This window comes from Nocardia tengchongensis (genome assembly GCF_054781395.1).
In genome coordinates this window covers 282,160-296,477 of record NZ_BAAGUM010000005.1, presented here as the reverse complement: position 1 = coordinate 296,477, position 14,318 = coordinate 282,160, and the positions used below count along the sequence as shown (strand labels likewise).

The 14,318-nt window shown below is 63.7% G+C and carries 12 protein-coding genes; 4 read left to right on the top strand and 8 right to left on the bottom strand.

The window, feature by feature from the left end; all coding sequences use genetic code 11:
• Positions 1–106 precede the first annotated feature (106 nt).
• Complete coding sequence (locus ACYVKL_RS09920; RefSeq protein WP_379168563.1) at positions 107–808, top strand: hypothetical protein; 702 nt, start codon at positions 107–109, stop codon at positions 806–808.
• 96 nt (positions 809–904) lie between these two features.
• On the opposite strand, the gene ACYVKL_RS09915 is transcribed toward ACYVKL_RS09920, so the two are convergent.
• From ACYVKL_RS09915 to ACYVKL_RS09900, 4 genes are read right to left on the bottom strand one after another with little or no spacing between them, the layout of a single operon-like run.
• Complete coding sequence (locus ACYVKL_RS09915; RefSeq protein ID WP_379168562.1) at positions 905–1,891, bottom strand: hypothetical protein; 987 nt, start codon at positions 1,889–1,891, stop codon at positions 905–907.
• Positions 1,892–1,903: 12 nt separating this feature from the next.
• Positions 1,904–2,323, bottom strand: coding sequence for a hypothetical protein (locus tag ACYVKL_RS09910; protein WP_379168560.1), 420 nt, complete (start codon positions 2,321–2,323; stop codon positions 1,904–1,906).
• Positions 2,324–2,347: 24 nt separating this feature from the next.
• On the bottom strand, positions 2,348–2,701 hold the full coding sequence (locus ACYVKL_RS09905) for a DUF397 domain-containing protein (RefSeq protein WP_379168558.1): 354 nt from the start codon (positions 2,699–2,701) through the stop codon (positions 2,348–2,350).
• Positions 2,702–2,713: 12 nt separating this feature from the next.
• Entirely contained in the window at positions 2,714–3,559 is an 846-nt protein-coding gene (locus ACYVKL_RS09900) for a helix-turn-helix domain-containing protein (protein ID WP_379168556.1), read from the bottom strand.
• Between the two features lie 175 nt (positions 3,560–3,734).
• On the opposite strand from ACYVKL_RS09900, the gene ACYVKL_RS09895 reads away from it, so the two are divergent.
• On the top strand, positions 3,735–3,986 hold the full coding sequence (locus tag ACYVKL_RS09895) for a hypothetical protein (protein WP_379168554.1): 252 nt from the start codon (positions 3,735–3,737) through the stop codon (positions 3,984–3,986).
• A complete protein-coding gene (locus ACYVKL_RS09890) occupies positions 3,976–4,146 on the top strand; it encodes a hypothetical protein (RefSeq protein ID WP_379168553.1) in 171 nt (56 codons plus the stop codon). The genes ACYVKL_RS09895 and ACYVKL_RS09890 overlap by 11 nt, the downstream gene beginning before the upstream one ends.
• Before the next feature lie 99 nt (positions 4,147–4,245).
• Here ACYVKL_RS09890 and ACYVKL_RS09885 read toward each other — a convergent pair whose 3' ends face one another.
• The 4 genes from ACYVKL_RS09885 to ACYVKL_RS09870 form a co-directional block, all read right to left on the bottom strand.
• A complete protein-coding gene (locus ACYVKL_RS09885; protein WP_379168551.1) occupies positions 4,246–5,148 on the bottom strand; it encodes a hypothetical protein in 903 nt (300 codons plus the stop codon).
• 87 nt (positions 5,149–5,235) lie between these two features.
• Complete coding sequence (locus tag ACYVKL_RS09880; protein ID WP_379168549.1) at positions 5,236–5,595, bottom strand: hypothetical protein; 360 nt, start codon at positions 5,593–5,595, stop codon at positions 5,236–5,238.
• Between the two features lie 7 nt (positions 5,596–5,602).
• Positions 5,603–6,469 (bottom strand): immunity 49 family protein, encoded by an 867-nt coding sequence (locus tag ACYVKL_RS09875; RefSeq protein ID WP_379168548.1) that lies wholly within the window; start codon positions 6,467–6,469, stop codon positions 5,603–5,605.
• A complete protein-coding gene (locus ACYVKL_RS09870) occupies positions 6,447–13,115 on the bottom strand; it encodes an alpha/beta hydrolase (protein WP_379168546.1) in 6,669 nt (2,222 codons plus the stop codon). The genes ACYVKL_RS09875 and ACYVKL_RS09870 overlap by 23 nt, the downstream gene beginning before the upstream one ends.
• Before the next feature lie 269 nt (positions 13,116–13,384).
• On the opposite strand from ACYVKL_RS09870, the gene ACYVKL_RS09865 reads away from it, so the two are divergent.
• On the top strand, positions 13,385–14,239 hold the full coding sequence (locus ACYVKL_RS09865; protein ID WP_379168544.1) for a hypothetical protein: 855 nt from the start codon (positions 13,385–13,387) through the stop codon (positions 14,237–14,239).
• The last annotated feature ends 79 nt before the right edge of the window (positions 14,240–14,318 follow it).

The window sequence follows — 14,318 nt, the reverse complement described above, 5'->3', positions numbered from 1 at the left end:
CCCGATCCAGCCGAGCCGCTGACCAGCGACGTGGGTAGGCTGCCTGCGAGGTTCGATATTCGACCGCGGGGGCAATGGTGAGCCGCGGTAGTACCGAGGGGGATTCATGGCCATAGCCATTGTCATCGGAGTGATCGTTGTCGTGGCGCTCGTGGCGCTCAATATTTCCAGCAACGCGCAAGACCGTGAGAGGCAAGCGGCCATGGCAGCTGCGATGGGCGGCGCGGTCGGCTGGCCCTCGGCCCAGTGGCGTGAGCAGCACGCGACAATCGGGCTGTGCCCGTATCCGTCGAAGGCCAAATACAAGAATCCCATCCACGGCCAGGCGGCCGGCGCTCCGTACACCACCTTCTTGGTCGAGCACGAGACCATGTTCCAGAACATGATCACGACCTGGCGGCACACCGCCGTCGTCATCGAGGGCGCCGACCGGTCCGTGGACCGGCTGGACCTGCTCTCGGCCCAAGGCGAATGGCTCCTCGAATTCAACAAGAAGTCGGTCGAACACCGCCGATTCTCCAGCGGCAACGAAGAATTCGACCGCTGGTACCTCGGCCTGACCCCCAGCCACCCCGACCAAGCCCGCCAACTACTGACCCGCCCGGTTATGGCCGCGGCCTACTCAATCGTCCAGATCGCCCCCACCGCCCGCATCCGGGTCAACGAGGGCGCAGCCGTCTGCTGGATACGAGGCGTTCACGACCGAGACTCCGCCGCCTACCTCGAGGTCATGCGACTCACGACCGAGTTCGCCACGGCGATCAATCAGGCTGCGACACAGATCAATACGGGTAACCAGCATCGCTAACCCCGAGCGAGAACGAACGTACGATCGAGAGTGACGAACACCACCCAACCGCCGTCATGTCTCTTCAAGCCCGCGCCGCCCTACCGGAGGGCTCGATCAGCGGTGAGCAGTCAGCCAATTCGGCAGCTCATAGTCGAACCCTTCGGCGCGACGCAACTCTTCATCGAAGGCTTCTGATGGAGGAGGCGAACACCATTGCGGCTCGTTGGGGCCGAAGGTCCGAAAGTCCTCTTCCCCGCTGTACCAGAGTTCAACTCGCGCCATGTACCAAACCGCTGGTCGACCACGCGAAGCCGCGCGCAGTTCGCTGAACCGCTCGCTGACCTCGACAGGCGGAGACCAGGGAGTCAGCTGGCCGGAGATATCTTGCACCGACGCCGATGCCTCGAAGTATCCGCCAACCTCGTTGAACGTCACCTGCGCATAATTCCAGCCCTGAGGAAGGGTCAGCCGCAGTTGCAGTGATGCCGCCTTCGTGCGAGCAACTATTTCCGGGAGCGTACCGGGGGAAATCTCTGGACGTGGGGAGTTGGGGTTGATCTTGCCTTCGAGCCAACGCGGTATCTCGCAATCCAAACGCGGATACAGCTGCAGATCTTCCAAGTATTTCTCAGCTGGAATCGATGGCTGCCACATCGGATCGACGGTGAAATTGAAAGTAGCTCTGTAGTTTTCCGGTGGATCGACCTGCATGCGAAGCGAAAACCACGTTCCCAGACGGTCTTCGAAGCGGAGATCTCTCAAATCAGGGAAGGCTTGGAATATTTCCTGAGGAATCTCCCGCAGCTGCGGAGATCCGTCCCGATTCAACGTCGAATACTTGATGTTCTGCATGTCTGCCGCCATAGCAACCTGCAGTTCGATACGAGCGCAGCCTTCATCAACGCTGTCCAGCAGCCTGCCCGCGACCCAATCGAGGATCATGTCGGCCCGAGCTTCACGCTCCCGCCGGGACGATCGCCGATGCCCAAGCCGGTCGCGTGGGTGCGTTTGAACCCCACGGGCAGGTCCGGCTACCCGGCTACGGACCCAGCCGTCTCCCATTTTGCCCCAGCCGATGCGGTCGATTTCCTCATGGCTCATGATCGACTCTCGCTACCCCGTGGTGATGACGCGAACGGCCAAGTCCTTCGCCTGCGCAGTTACATCGCCAAGCTGGTAGTCGCGACTGATGATGTGGCGCACCAACTCTGGGTCCGGGGGCAGGGCATGCTTACGGAGGTAGTGGGATACCGCGCCGGCCCAGATCCAGACGCCGTCGGTCCGGAAGGTCAGCGGCACATCGCGATCGGATGGGGTGAATTCGTCGACCTCGAAGCTGCGTGCGGCGAGAACGATCGGGGCGGAATTGAGGTAGACGAGGACGCGGTCACGCAGATCCGCGGGCAGTGGTTCCCTGACCGCGATCGGACGACCACTGTCGTCACGACTGTCGTACACGCGTGCGAGCCGTGGCAGCTCGTCGAAATCAGCACTCACCGTTGGAAACCTCCGCCCCTGTTCGGCCACCAGCATCGCATAGTGCGGAGAAGCAGCCTCCTACGAGGCGCTGAACTCGTCGTTCACAATGCCCTTCTCGAATGCATCCCACTCGGCGGCCGTGAACGCCAGCTCGGTTCCGTCATCGCTCTTCAATGTCGCGCCACCCTCGGAGCAAAGCTCGATACTCAACCCCATTCCGACTTCACCTGCCCTTCCGCGCAGGACGAACTCGAGCATGTCAGCCCAGAGATGGCTCGGAACCGTGATGATCGGCCGACGTGCCGGCGGTCCAGAATATTTGCTGTCGCGGATCTGCACCGTCTCGGATGCGATGGCAACTTCGACGCATTGCCCCCCGTTACTTCCGCTGTAGCTGGACTTGCGCCATCCGACAGGACTGACCGGGGCCATCGACCGACTCCCTCATTTCATCCCGGCCACGCGACTCCTGATCAGTTCGGCGGATTCACTTTTCGACAGCGCCGCCGCAAGGAGCTGCTCGGCCAGCATCTCGTACACTGCGACCCCATCGTAATCCTGCAGGTACAGAGCACCGGTTGGGTACTCGATGTAGGCGACGGTCTGAGCTTCGGCGAACTGCAGCAATGTGAACTCGGTGACGTTCCCGGCGTGGGCATAGTTCCTGGTCGGCAGGATGCGAATGTCGATGTGGTCGTGCTTCATCAGCAGCGACAGATGCTCGAGTTGCTCGCGCATCGTCTCCGCGGTGCCGACCACTCGGTCGATGACCGCTTCCTCGATGACGGAGCTCAAGCCCATCGGGTGAGGGCCGGTTACCCGCTGCCGGGCCATTCTGGCCCGGACGATCTGCGGCACATCCACCGAAGCGACCAGCGGGCTGCCCTCATGCAGTGCGGTGGCGTAGGCACTGGTCTGCAGCTGTCCGGTGAATGTGACTGTCTGATAGATGAATTGACTCCGAGCCAGGCCTTCCAAGCCCACGAATGTCTTGAACCAGTTCGGCAATACCTCGGAAAATGATGCCCACCAGGTCTTCTGATCGGCCTGGCCGGCTAGCGACGTGAGCCGGTCGACCTGGGCCACCTCGGCGCCGTACAGCCGCAGCAGTGCGGTCACGTCATCAGGTTGCTGCAGATACTTCCCGGATTCCATCGCGACGATCTTCGGCTGGCTGCACTCGATCGCTCTCGCGGCCTCACTCTGCTTCACCCGTGCGCGTTCGCGCGCGACCCGCAACTCATGCCCGATCAGGAACCGCAAAGCCGATGGATCGGAGCGTTCCCCCATCTTGCCTTCCCTTCGTATGCACAACGAATCATCTTGCCGATCAACATCATTCAGGCGAACCCGTTGAACTGGCTGATATATCAGCCTATTCTTGATGTGTGGCGCTCGCCACATCTCACGCTAATCCTGATCTCAGATTGCTTGCGCACCAGCCCGAACCGTCGAAAGGACGACCATGTTCGAGCAGTTGAAGGTCGGCAGCTGGGCCTGTGCCGACGACCGATGCCCCATCCGCTCCGTCGTCCACGCCGAGGACCAGGCAGTCACCCTCGTCTTCGGCGAGCACGGAGACTTCGAACTCTTCGTCAGCGCCGCAGCGCTACAGACCCTTCTTCAAGTAGGCGGTCACGCGCTCGAAGAGCTCAGAATGCGCACCGCCAGCTCCCTCAGCGGCGCGAATCACGAAGGAGAAGGCGATGATCAGTGAGGTTGCCTGCCTTCTCGCCGGCACCGCCTTCGGCATCATCGTCGGCTGGCCGTTCTCCCCCACCCGTTCCCGTCGACGTCCCGGCCGGGGCACGACAGTCGCCGAGATCCGCGCACGCCTGGACCGCGAAAACCACTGCGGCCAAGCACTCTCCCTTTGATCGCAGCAGTCAATCCCCAAGCCCCCGGCACATCCTGCCCCAAGGCCACACGTGTCCGGACTTCGCGATCCGGGTCATCGATGTCGAAGTTGCACCTAATTACGATTTCCGAACCAACCACTCCGGCAAGCCATAGTGGAACGACGCAGCCAACGCCAGCTCCTCCTCGTATGCCGATGCTGGTGGCGGGGTGACCCAACGCGGCTCGTCTGTGCCGAAACTCTGGAAGCTCTCCTCACCTGAGAACTGAACCTCGAACCGTGCCCGGTACCAGGCTGCGGGTCGACCTCTCATGGCAGCTCGCAACTCACTGAATCTCTCGTTCACCGGGCGGGGCGGAGTCCACACGTGCATCTTTCCAGCAAGATCTCGCCACAGAACCTCCGCCTCGTTGTGGTGGCCAACCTCGCGAAATTGCAACTGCGCCCACGTCCATCCGGCCGGCAGCGCCAAACGCAGTTGCAGTGAAGCATGCTTAGTGCACTCTACGATGTCCTCGACAGTCCCCGGCTCCACAGGGGCCAATTCATGATCATGGGCAAGCTTGCTATTGAGCCAATGAGGGATGCGGTTAGCCAACCGCGGATACTCTTCGAGGTCTTTGGCGTAGACCTCCGACTGTATGGGCGGATTCCATATCGGGTCTACATCGAAGTTGTAAATGCCCGAGTAGCTGTCCGGAGGTTCAATCTCGATCCGCAGCGAGAACCAGGTTCCAAGACCGTCCTCATAAAGCAGATTTCGCAGATCAGGAAACGCACGCAGAGTCTCAGGTGGGATATCTTGGGCCTGCGCCGCACCACCTTGATCAACCACGGTGAACTTGAGGTCGACGATGTCGGCAGCGAGAGTGGCGACCAAATCGATACGGGCCCAGCCTGGTTCGATACTCATCGCCAATCGGCCACAAACCCACTCCAAGATCGAGTTGGCCTGAACCTCGCGCTCATGTTGCGCTTGCCGGGGCGGCCGGGTCTGGTGCTGCGGTTCATTGCGGGACATTCAAATGACTCCTGTAGTGAAGCACCGGCATTCAATGACGGGACTGCGCTAGTGGACCAGATGAATCCTCCTGCGCCACAGGCGTAGTCAGTCGTTGTTGCGGTTATCGGTTTCGACAACCACGCCCCGGATGAGTTCACTGATGTCGCGTAGCCAGGCTTCCGCCGCAGCATCGGAGGTCTCGTCGTCAAGTACCCAGTTTCCGTCGACGGCTACCATCCACGACAGCGTGCCCTGCGACTGAGGAGTGGCCAGCAACGCTTCGATGGCCTCTGCCTTGCGTTCCACGGTCCTTCGGTTGATTTGCGCCAATCGGACGAGGTGCTCACGCACCTCGTCCAGACCAACGGAGTCTGCAACATAGCTACCCAGGAACTCACGAACCTGGTCAATCGCGGGGGGCGGTGGCTGGTTTGCCCGTGCGCGCAACGCTTCAGGTATCTCCATTTCCTGGCTATGTTGAGAACTCGCCCAGCCAGCTTCGCTGCAGGATATGCCGGGGCAGGTAGTCCGACTCGACATCGATTTGGAAATCGGCATCGAATGCGAGACATGCCATCGCCAATGGACCTACGGCGATCATCCCCACACGATTGTTCCGCCGGTCATCCTCGTCAGAATTCCAGAAGGCATCGTGGAGCTGGAGCGCTTGGGCCAAGTTGCTATTGAACTCGGCACGCTGTTCGTCGAGAAACCTGTAGAACAGATCGATCGGCGGGTACAGAATCTTCAGCATGAGGTCCGGGGGCACGTGACTGACATTGGCGGGATCCGCGCTATCGAACGCACCCCGAAGCTTCACCCCCATATCTGAGCCCTCTGACCAGTAGGTTTTCAGTGCATCAACCCAGTGGTAGATGTACTCGTCGTACACCGATCCCGTCGCGCGAAGCAGATCGATCGGTACTTCGGAGAGCATGTTCAGGCGCGCTTGGTCCCGACCCATCACCGCGAAGTAGAAAGCGGTAACCCAGTTTCCAGCGTCAGCAATTCCCTGAGTGGATCCGGCAGGAATGGAAACACTCTGCTCACCGATGCGAACTTCAATTGAACCCGAAGCTGTAGTCGCTATTTCGAAGATCGCTGACGATGCTTGCATCACCTGAACGTATGCTTGCCAGGTTTCAAGCTTGTTCGCCATCGGATCCAGGTAGGAGCGTAGCCCGGCGAGACGCAACGATGCCTGAAGAACACTCTTCAGCCGCCGCGGATGCGCTGCCACGCGACTGAGGTTGCGCTCGATCCCGTCGGTGATACTCCGGACTTCGCGATCCGGGTCATCGACGTCGAGGTTGTGCCTAGTTACCGCCCTGGTAGCCACCCGGCTGCGCCTCCCTGTCGAGATCGAAATACTTCAGATCGTAACCGGCGTAGACGTCCCCGTCCGCCTTGGCTTGAACGAGGACGTACTCTAGTTGACCATCGTCAAGCGCGTCCTGCAGCAGTTCAGCGATCGAATCTTCGCCATTGCCCAGTCTTTCGCCTCGCTCCGTCATCGCATCGAGAACAGACTCGAAATAGTCGAGACGTCCTTGTTGGACGGTTTGACCATTGGGCAGCGTACAGGCACCCAATTCCGCACTCGGCCCCTTCGCCTCGACGACGATGATCGTGCCATCAGGCAATTTGTAGACGAGGTCGAATTGACGCTGACCGTAGCCCAGTTCCGGCAGTTCGATCCTCTCGGCGTCTGGGAAATGCTCAGGTATGGCATGCCGGTCGGCGGCCTCCTCACCGATCTCCTCGCCTCGATCGGTCACCTCCTTGTGTGGCACCTTATGGTCCTGCTTATCGGACTCGAGCTCCCGCACCGCCTTCTCGTGCTCAGTCTTCGCGTCCTCGTATTCCTGCCGGGCACTGGGACCTCCCTCGGATTTGAAGGCGTCCTCAGCCTCCGTCAGACGCTGTTTGGCCTGTGCAGCAACATCCTTGGCGGCAGATATCCGGTCATGGAACGGCAGATCGGCTTCAATCGCCTCGCGGCGGATCTTTGCGATGGCATCCAAGTGCTGCCTGGTCTCTGCAGGAAGGCCGGCCACCTGTCCATCCGGGGCACCGACCGGGCCGGCCTTGAACTTCTTTGGCAGCGGTGGAGGCGCGTCGTCCGCGAGGATCCACTGGCCTGGACGATCGCGGTCGGGCTTGAGCTGCGGCAGCGGGTGATCGTCGACCAACCGCTCGACTTCTCTGCGATACCCGTTCTTCTGATAATGATCGCCGAACCAATCCTCATCCAGGTTGGCCAGCTTCACGCGGTCCCGCGCGATTTCCTTAGGCGACTTGCCCTCGGTGTCTCTGTACGACGAGGTGTCCTCACCGCGAGCTCGGGCTTCATCCGGTACCAGTCCGTGCTTGTCTTCATCACGGGTACCCGGAACAAAACCGTCTTCGGAGACTTTGGTTTTGGTGCCGTCCGGGCGTACGAGTTCCCAATCGCCGTCGGGTGGGATGCGGGGGCGGCGCGTGCCCTCGGAGGTGATCTCGGCGGTGGACGAGTAGATGCGGCCGTCGTGGTCGGTCCAGGCCGGCTTGGTGGGGGCCAGGACAGGTTTGCCGGTGGCTTTGGCCAAGTGTGCGGCAGCGTCGGTGGAGGCGGCGTCGCAGCCGACCAGACGGATGGGGCGGCCGTCGTAGGCGAGGGAATTCAGGCGGGCGGCCAGCTCTTCCATTGTGTATTCGCGACCGTCCAGAAGGACTGTGCCGTGCTCGGTCAGGTGGGCATCGATGGTGAAGAAGCGAGGGTCTTCGGGGACCTGACGGGCTAGTTCACGGAGTTCCGGCTCGTCGTGGAGGGATAGACCCGCAGGGGTCTTTTCCGCGAAGTGGGACAGCGGATCTTCGACGGGAGTGTGATCCGGGACCCCGTGAGGCGAATCCTGTTGTGAGTCGGGCTCGTTCTGACGGTGGTCGGATTCGGTTGGGTGGCGTTCCGACTCCGTGGGGTGAGCCGCGGGTTCGGTTGCCGTGGGCAGCAAGGTCTCATGGTGCTGCTCGAAGTAGCGGGCGAGTGCGGGATCGTATTCCTTGAGAAGGCGCCAGGGAGTTGCACTCTCGTGTGGGTCCATGAGCCCCACGCGGTCCAGCGTCTGGACGAACTTCTCGCGGAGCGCGGGCAGTTCGGCCGCACGTCCCGGCTCGTAGTGAGCCTTCGCGATTTCTCCGGCGGCGGCCCGCATTTCCTCGAAGCGCGAGGCCAGGTGCGGCGTCAGTGTCGACGGGCGCTCCAACGCCGGGTCGAAATGGGTACTGGGTGAGCGTTGTTCGGGGTCGGAGGTACGCGCAGGCGCGGCGGAATCCTCGCCCGCTAGGTGTTCTCGCCCTGTTCCCGGTTGATCCGGGCGATCTCCGACTCGCCCCATGCCTGCCAAATCTTGATCTGGTCCTCGGTGGCCGGGCGGCGTCCCTTCGCGTCCATCTCGCGGAGTCTCTCCGTGTTGCGGTCGGCTCGTGCCCGGATCTCCGGGTCCTCGATCTCGTCCCTCATCGTGGGGCCCAGCACTTCTCGTGCTATCTGCTCCATCTCCTCGGGGCTGATGGGCATCTGGAGTCCTCCCTAGATCGGCGAGTTGGATGTGGTATTTGCCGTTGATGAACTCACGACGGATGACTTCGAATTGGGTGCCCGGCGGGAACACGACCTCGTCCTGGGACAGGCTCGCCCAGGAGATGTCTTTTCCGGTGTGGGACTCGATGGTCAGTTCGATGTTGCCCCCCGGCATGGAACTACCTTTGTCGGAGGACGCGAAGCCTGCGTCCACGGGGTGGTTGCCCGCGGAGTAGTCGGCGAGGAACTGCCTCAGCACCGCGGGGTCGTCGATGCGCAGCGAGCGGTAGACGATGCCCTCGTAGTCGGGCAGCTTGTTGTAGGCCGACATCAGCGTGCGGATTTCGACGTCGTGGTCGGCCAAGGTTGCGGGATTGCCGTTGCGGGTACCGTCGTTGACCGGCTCGTTGAGGTTGAACCCTTGGTTACGACGGATCGCGTCCAGCTCGGCATCGGTGAGCCGGGAGATCTCGGGATGATTCGCGGTCTCGAAGTCGCGGATGGTTTGGACCTCGCCGTGGCTGATCTTGTTCTTCGCGGCGTATTCGTGCGAGGCCGTGGGGTCTTCATAGCGCGGGTTCGCGTAGTAGGGCTTGTCCTCGACCGGTAGCTTCGGGCGCGCGGGCTCGCTGCCGTCCGGGACATGGGCCGGGTTGGCGTGTTCGGGCGCAGAGGGATGCGGATCCGGTTGACCGATACGGGCTTCCGGCCGTTGTCCGACGGGATTCTCGCGCGGGGCGGATTCGATAGGCCGCACCGGATTCCCCTGCGAGTCATAGACGATCGCGTGGGTGGATTTGACGTTGGTGTGGTCCGGCGGGAACGGGTGGGGGCCGCCGGGGACGGCGTTGTCGTGGACTACGAGGCGACCGCCGTCATTGGTGATGGTGTACGCATGCGCGCCGACGCCGTTGGCGTCTGTGGGGCCGTGGAATTCGTCTACGACCAGGGCCGTTGCGCCGTCGCCGAGGCGGTGGAGCTGGTCGGCTATGGAACCCAGGGTTTCGTGGCGGTCCAGGTGGGCGCCGGCCGCGTTCTCGAGTTCCGCGGCGGTCATGCCGTGTTCGGCGATCGTCGGGTCGTCGGGGACGTGGATGTCGGGGTTGCCGGTCAGTTCGTGGACCTGACGGAGGGCTTGGGGGCCACAGTCGTTGGTTTGGGTGTAGGTGCGTTCGGGGGCGGTGGCGGGCGGGTCCAGAGTGCGGTTGGAGTGGACCAGATCGTCGTAGCCGTAGGGGTGTTCGCCCTGGTGGCTTTCGGTTTCGGGGGCGCGGAAGCGGGCCGGGTCGTGGGGGCTGGAGCCGAGGGTGCGTTGCCGGGCGTTGAGGTCCTCGTGGCCGGGGCGGGAGTACTCCGGTAGGAGGTGCGGGGTTTGGCCGGAGGCGATGCGGGAGAAGTTGTGCAGGGATTCGCTCGGGACGGCGCGTCCCTCATCCATGTGGTTGTAGTAGCCCGTGTGCGTCGAGATGTCGCTCAACGTGTGGACGCCGCCGGGGAACTGGGCGGCGATGCGGCGGGCACCGAAGGCTTCGATGGCGGGGTCCATGCCCAGGCCCATGCCGAGTTTCGGTGCCACACGGCCGATTTCGCCGAGAGTGTTCGCGCCGATCCAGGTCACGGGGTCGCGGGAGGAGCTGGCGACGAAGACGTTGTGTGCGCCGATGCCGAAGTCCGCGGCGTGGCCGACAGGACCGGCTCCGGGTGAACCCAGCAGGGTGATCGTGGAGATGTCGCCGTGCAGGCGGCCGCCCGCGCCCGCGAAACTGGTCGTCGTGGAACCGTAGCTGTGGCCGAACAGGTGGACATCCGGGGTGGGGTGACCGCCGGGTAGTTCCGCGCCTAGTCGGCGGGTTTGGCTGAAGGAGGCCACATCTCGGGCCAGCAGCTCGCCGCCCCGCTGCGCCAGACGGGCATCGGTCATCTCCCGGACGATCTTCGGGAATCCACTCGGAGCGTCGTAGCCGATCCACGCGATGGAGGCGACCATATCGGGATCCTGGGTGCGCTGCGTTGTCTCCCACATATGGTTGAAGGCGTTTTTCAGGTTGCCTTCCAGGCTGCGGACCGTCGTCGTGATGCCGGGGACGTGGAAGGACACCGATGAGGCCTTCGACGTGTCGCCGAAGGCCACCACGGCCCGGCCTTCGCCGTTGAATTCCTTCGAGTCGTAGGACAGCACGTGCACCGGCGGTTCCTCGCCGCCGAACTTGTCGGCGAACTTCGCCGCGAGATCGTGCGCTTCCTCCAATGCCTTGCGCGTGGATTCGAGGTTCTTCCACTGTCGGAAGTTCTCCGGATCGGTGAACCTGCTCGTCCACTTCTCGATGCGCGGATTCTGCTCGTGCAGCGCGTTCAGGTCCCGCGTCATGGCCAGTCGGTTGGCCTCGTCCTTCACATGCGGCGGCAGACCGTCGGCATTGCCGATCTCGTGCGGATGCGCCTTGATCACCGCGTGCTGCTGCTCGGGCGTCAGACCGTGCCACCACTCGTGGTTGTCGGTCGCGCGATTGTGCGCGCCCGCGATATCGGTTTCCTGCGGATGCAACAGGTGTTCGGGGGCGGCGTCGGGGTGCAGCTGCTGGAGCGCCTCGCGCGCGTGCGCGTGCTCGGCCTCGGTGATCGGTGAATCCTTCGGCAGCACAGTGCGTTCCGCCGCCGGATCGCCCGTATGCCGGTTCGCGGGATCGCCGACGGAATGATCACCGGGTCGCGGTGCATCGGCGTTCGGGTCGCCTCCGGTTCGCTTCGGTCCGTGTTGCTCCGGGGACCCGGCGGGATTTTCAGGCCGCGCACCGATACGGGATTCCGGCCCGGTGCCCGCACCGACGAGCTCGCGACCCTCGGGCCGCACCGCGACGGATTCAACTGTTCGCCCGGCATCTCCGAGATCCGCGCGTTCGCCCGCACGCCCGTGAGGTACTTCGAGGCCGGTGGCCCGGGCGCTCATCGGCGTCGGCTGGCCGGCCGCATCGCGGATCTGGGCGGGGGTCGCACGCGGTTCGGCTGGTGGAGTGTGCGCGCCCGGTGCGTCGGCGCGGGTGGGAGCCGGTGCGTCGGCGCGCGGTGCCACCGGCGTCTCCGGCCGGAGAACGGCCGGCGTCTCGGTCCGAGGAGCGGCCGCGGGAACCTGTTTGGGTTCGGCCGATGCCGGTGTGTGCCCGGGGTTGGAGGTCTGCGGGGTTTCGGTCGCGCGGGCATCGACGACCGGCCCGGTGTGGGTCGGGATCGGCGCGACCGGAGCCGCCTGCGGCACACCGGCGGTGGGTTGCTTGCTGGTTCCCGGATCGGTGGGGCGCGGCTGTGGATCCGCCGGTCTCCCCTGCGAGTGGTCACCCGGAGTCGTTCCGCCTGTGGGCTTTTCATGGGACGGAGCCGCGTCGTGCGGGGAATTGTCAGTGTGCGGAGTGCCTTCGGCGGCTGTCGGGTGGACTTGCTTCTCGGTGACCGCCGAGGGCGAACCGTCGGACATGGTGCTCGTCACGGCGAGCTTGTCCGGGCTCCCCTTCCAGGGAGATTTGCCCTCGTGCGCCATGCCGGGCAACGTGCCGCCCGCGATGCCTGCGGTCACGACCCGCGGATCGAAATGCCAGTTGTGTGTGACACCGCCGCTCACGGCCCATCCTGCGAGCCCGGCCACCCCACCCGCGATTCCGCCGCCGAGTAGATTGGCGGCCTTCTGCGCGGTGATCTGCTTGATGGGCGCTTTGGCGATCTTGTTGACCATCACTTGCGGAAGCCATTTGCCGGCGGGAGCCGCGACGAGTCCACCGGCTGCCCCGCCACCGGCCGAGAGCAGCAACTGCTGCGTATTGATCTCGCTGCGGCGGCCGAATTCATGCTGGTAGGCCTGAATTCCGCCGTCCTGCAACGCACCCAGCGCACCGCCGATGATCGTCTGCTTCAACGCGAACCGCATGAGCGAGATCTCGGTGGCTTTGAGCCCCTCTTTGCCGAGGAAATCGATGGCCCGGCGTGTCAGAATGCGCACCGCGATGCGACCTATGCCGATCGCCGCGCCTTCCGCCAGCGGTGCAGTCGGCGGGAACAACCAGGCCGCGGCAATATCGGCAGCCAGGGTGATCAGCGTGGTGTAGAACATGAGCTTCGTGTACTCGAGCTCTGTTCCGGTGTTTTCCGCCGTGCCGGCGATGGTGTCGAACCACTCGGCGAGTTTGTCGATCGACTGGTCGCCGGTTCGCATGGTCTGCAACTGCTCGATGATCTTGTCGCCACCATCGCCAGTTGGATAGGCCAAGCGCACAGCTGCGATCGCCGCGTCGATATCCGCGTCGATCGACCGTAAGTCCTTGGCGCTGGACTTCCAGTCGTCGGCGATTCCCCACATCGAGTCCTCGTTGCCGTCCGGCCATTTCATGCCGACGAGCCAGCCGAGAGTCCCTGCTAGAGGTGGCTCCCAGATCATCGCGAACCGCCTGCGACGAGAATCACTCGCGTGGTCCTGGTTTCAACCAGACACCCCCGTGACGCCACGATCGCCCCCGAATACGCGCTGACCTGCTCTGCTGATGCGCTGTCCAGCAGCGTGTTTCACACCGGGACAGCTCCCGATCTCGCGCCACGCTGCCACAGAACGCGCCGATGATCAACTGGGGCGGCGCCGCGCCGCTATTGATCGGCTATGGTCGGCGGCAAGATTCCGGGGCCGGACCGACGCGGAAGGGGGGTGTCGCCGTGCGAACACTGTGGTTCATTCCCCAGGGCCTGCGCCGGATCGGTCCCGAGGAGTACACCGGTTATCAGGGCGGGATCGCCTCGACGCTGGCCCCGATCAGCAAACGCCAGGCCGCGGCGGTGATCGCGCAGGGTGGGCATCGCGCCCGGGAGCTGGTCTCACTGCTCGAGGGGCTGGGGTTCGAGCCGGAGCTCGACGGGTCGGAAACCTGGGACAAGGCGAGTCTCGTCGGAGAGGGATTCAACCGCTTCGACAAAGGCTTCAATGGGCGAATTCACCAGATCAGCGCCCGGTTCTCCGGTCCACCGACCGAATTCGACGACCTGGTACAGCGATTCGCGGCCATGCCGTCGACCGTGGTGACCCGGGCCCGGGAGGATTCGTCGGCCAAGACCCGCGACCTCGAGGTGTTGCTCGGCGATCGATACGGGCACAGCGCCCGCATCGACGTGCAGCAACGCAAGGACTCCGGGCTGATCTCGGCACGGTTGCAGGTGACCAGCCGCGCCTTCTTCTATCGCTGGGACAAGCGCGACGCGGTGTGGAGCATCCTGGTACGCGGGCGCGGCGAGAGCCTGGAGGAACAGCAGGCGCGGGAGATCGAACGCCTCGGTTTCCGGCGGCGACGTTCCTGGCCGGTTCATGACGCTCCCCCCGGCGGCCTGCTGGAATCGGAGGCCGCTGACCGGATCCGGCTGTACCTGGTCGGCGCGGGCGTCGACACCGATGTCATGTCGTTTACTCCGCAGCGCAGAGATGGCGGCTGGGATGTCGCCATCGCCGGCGGGTCCACCGCGGCGTTGGACGCGCTGCACATCACCGACGACGGCCACATCGGCCCCCGCGAACACTGAGCGAACCTCGGCCGGAGCCGACACGAGCACCTCGAATGTGTAAGGTCGCACAGGTATCCGACCGGGTGGAACGTGCGGC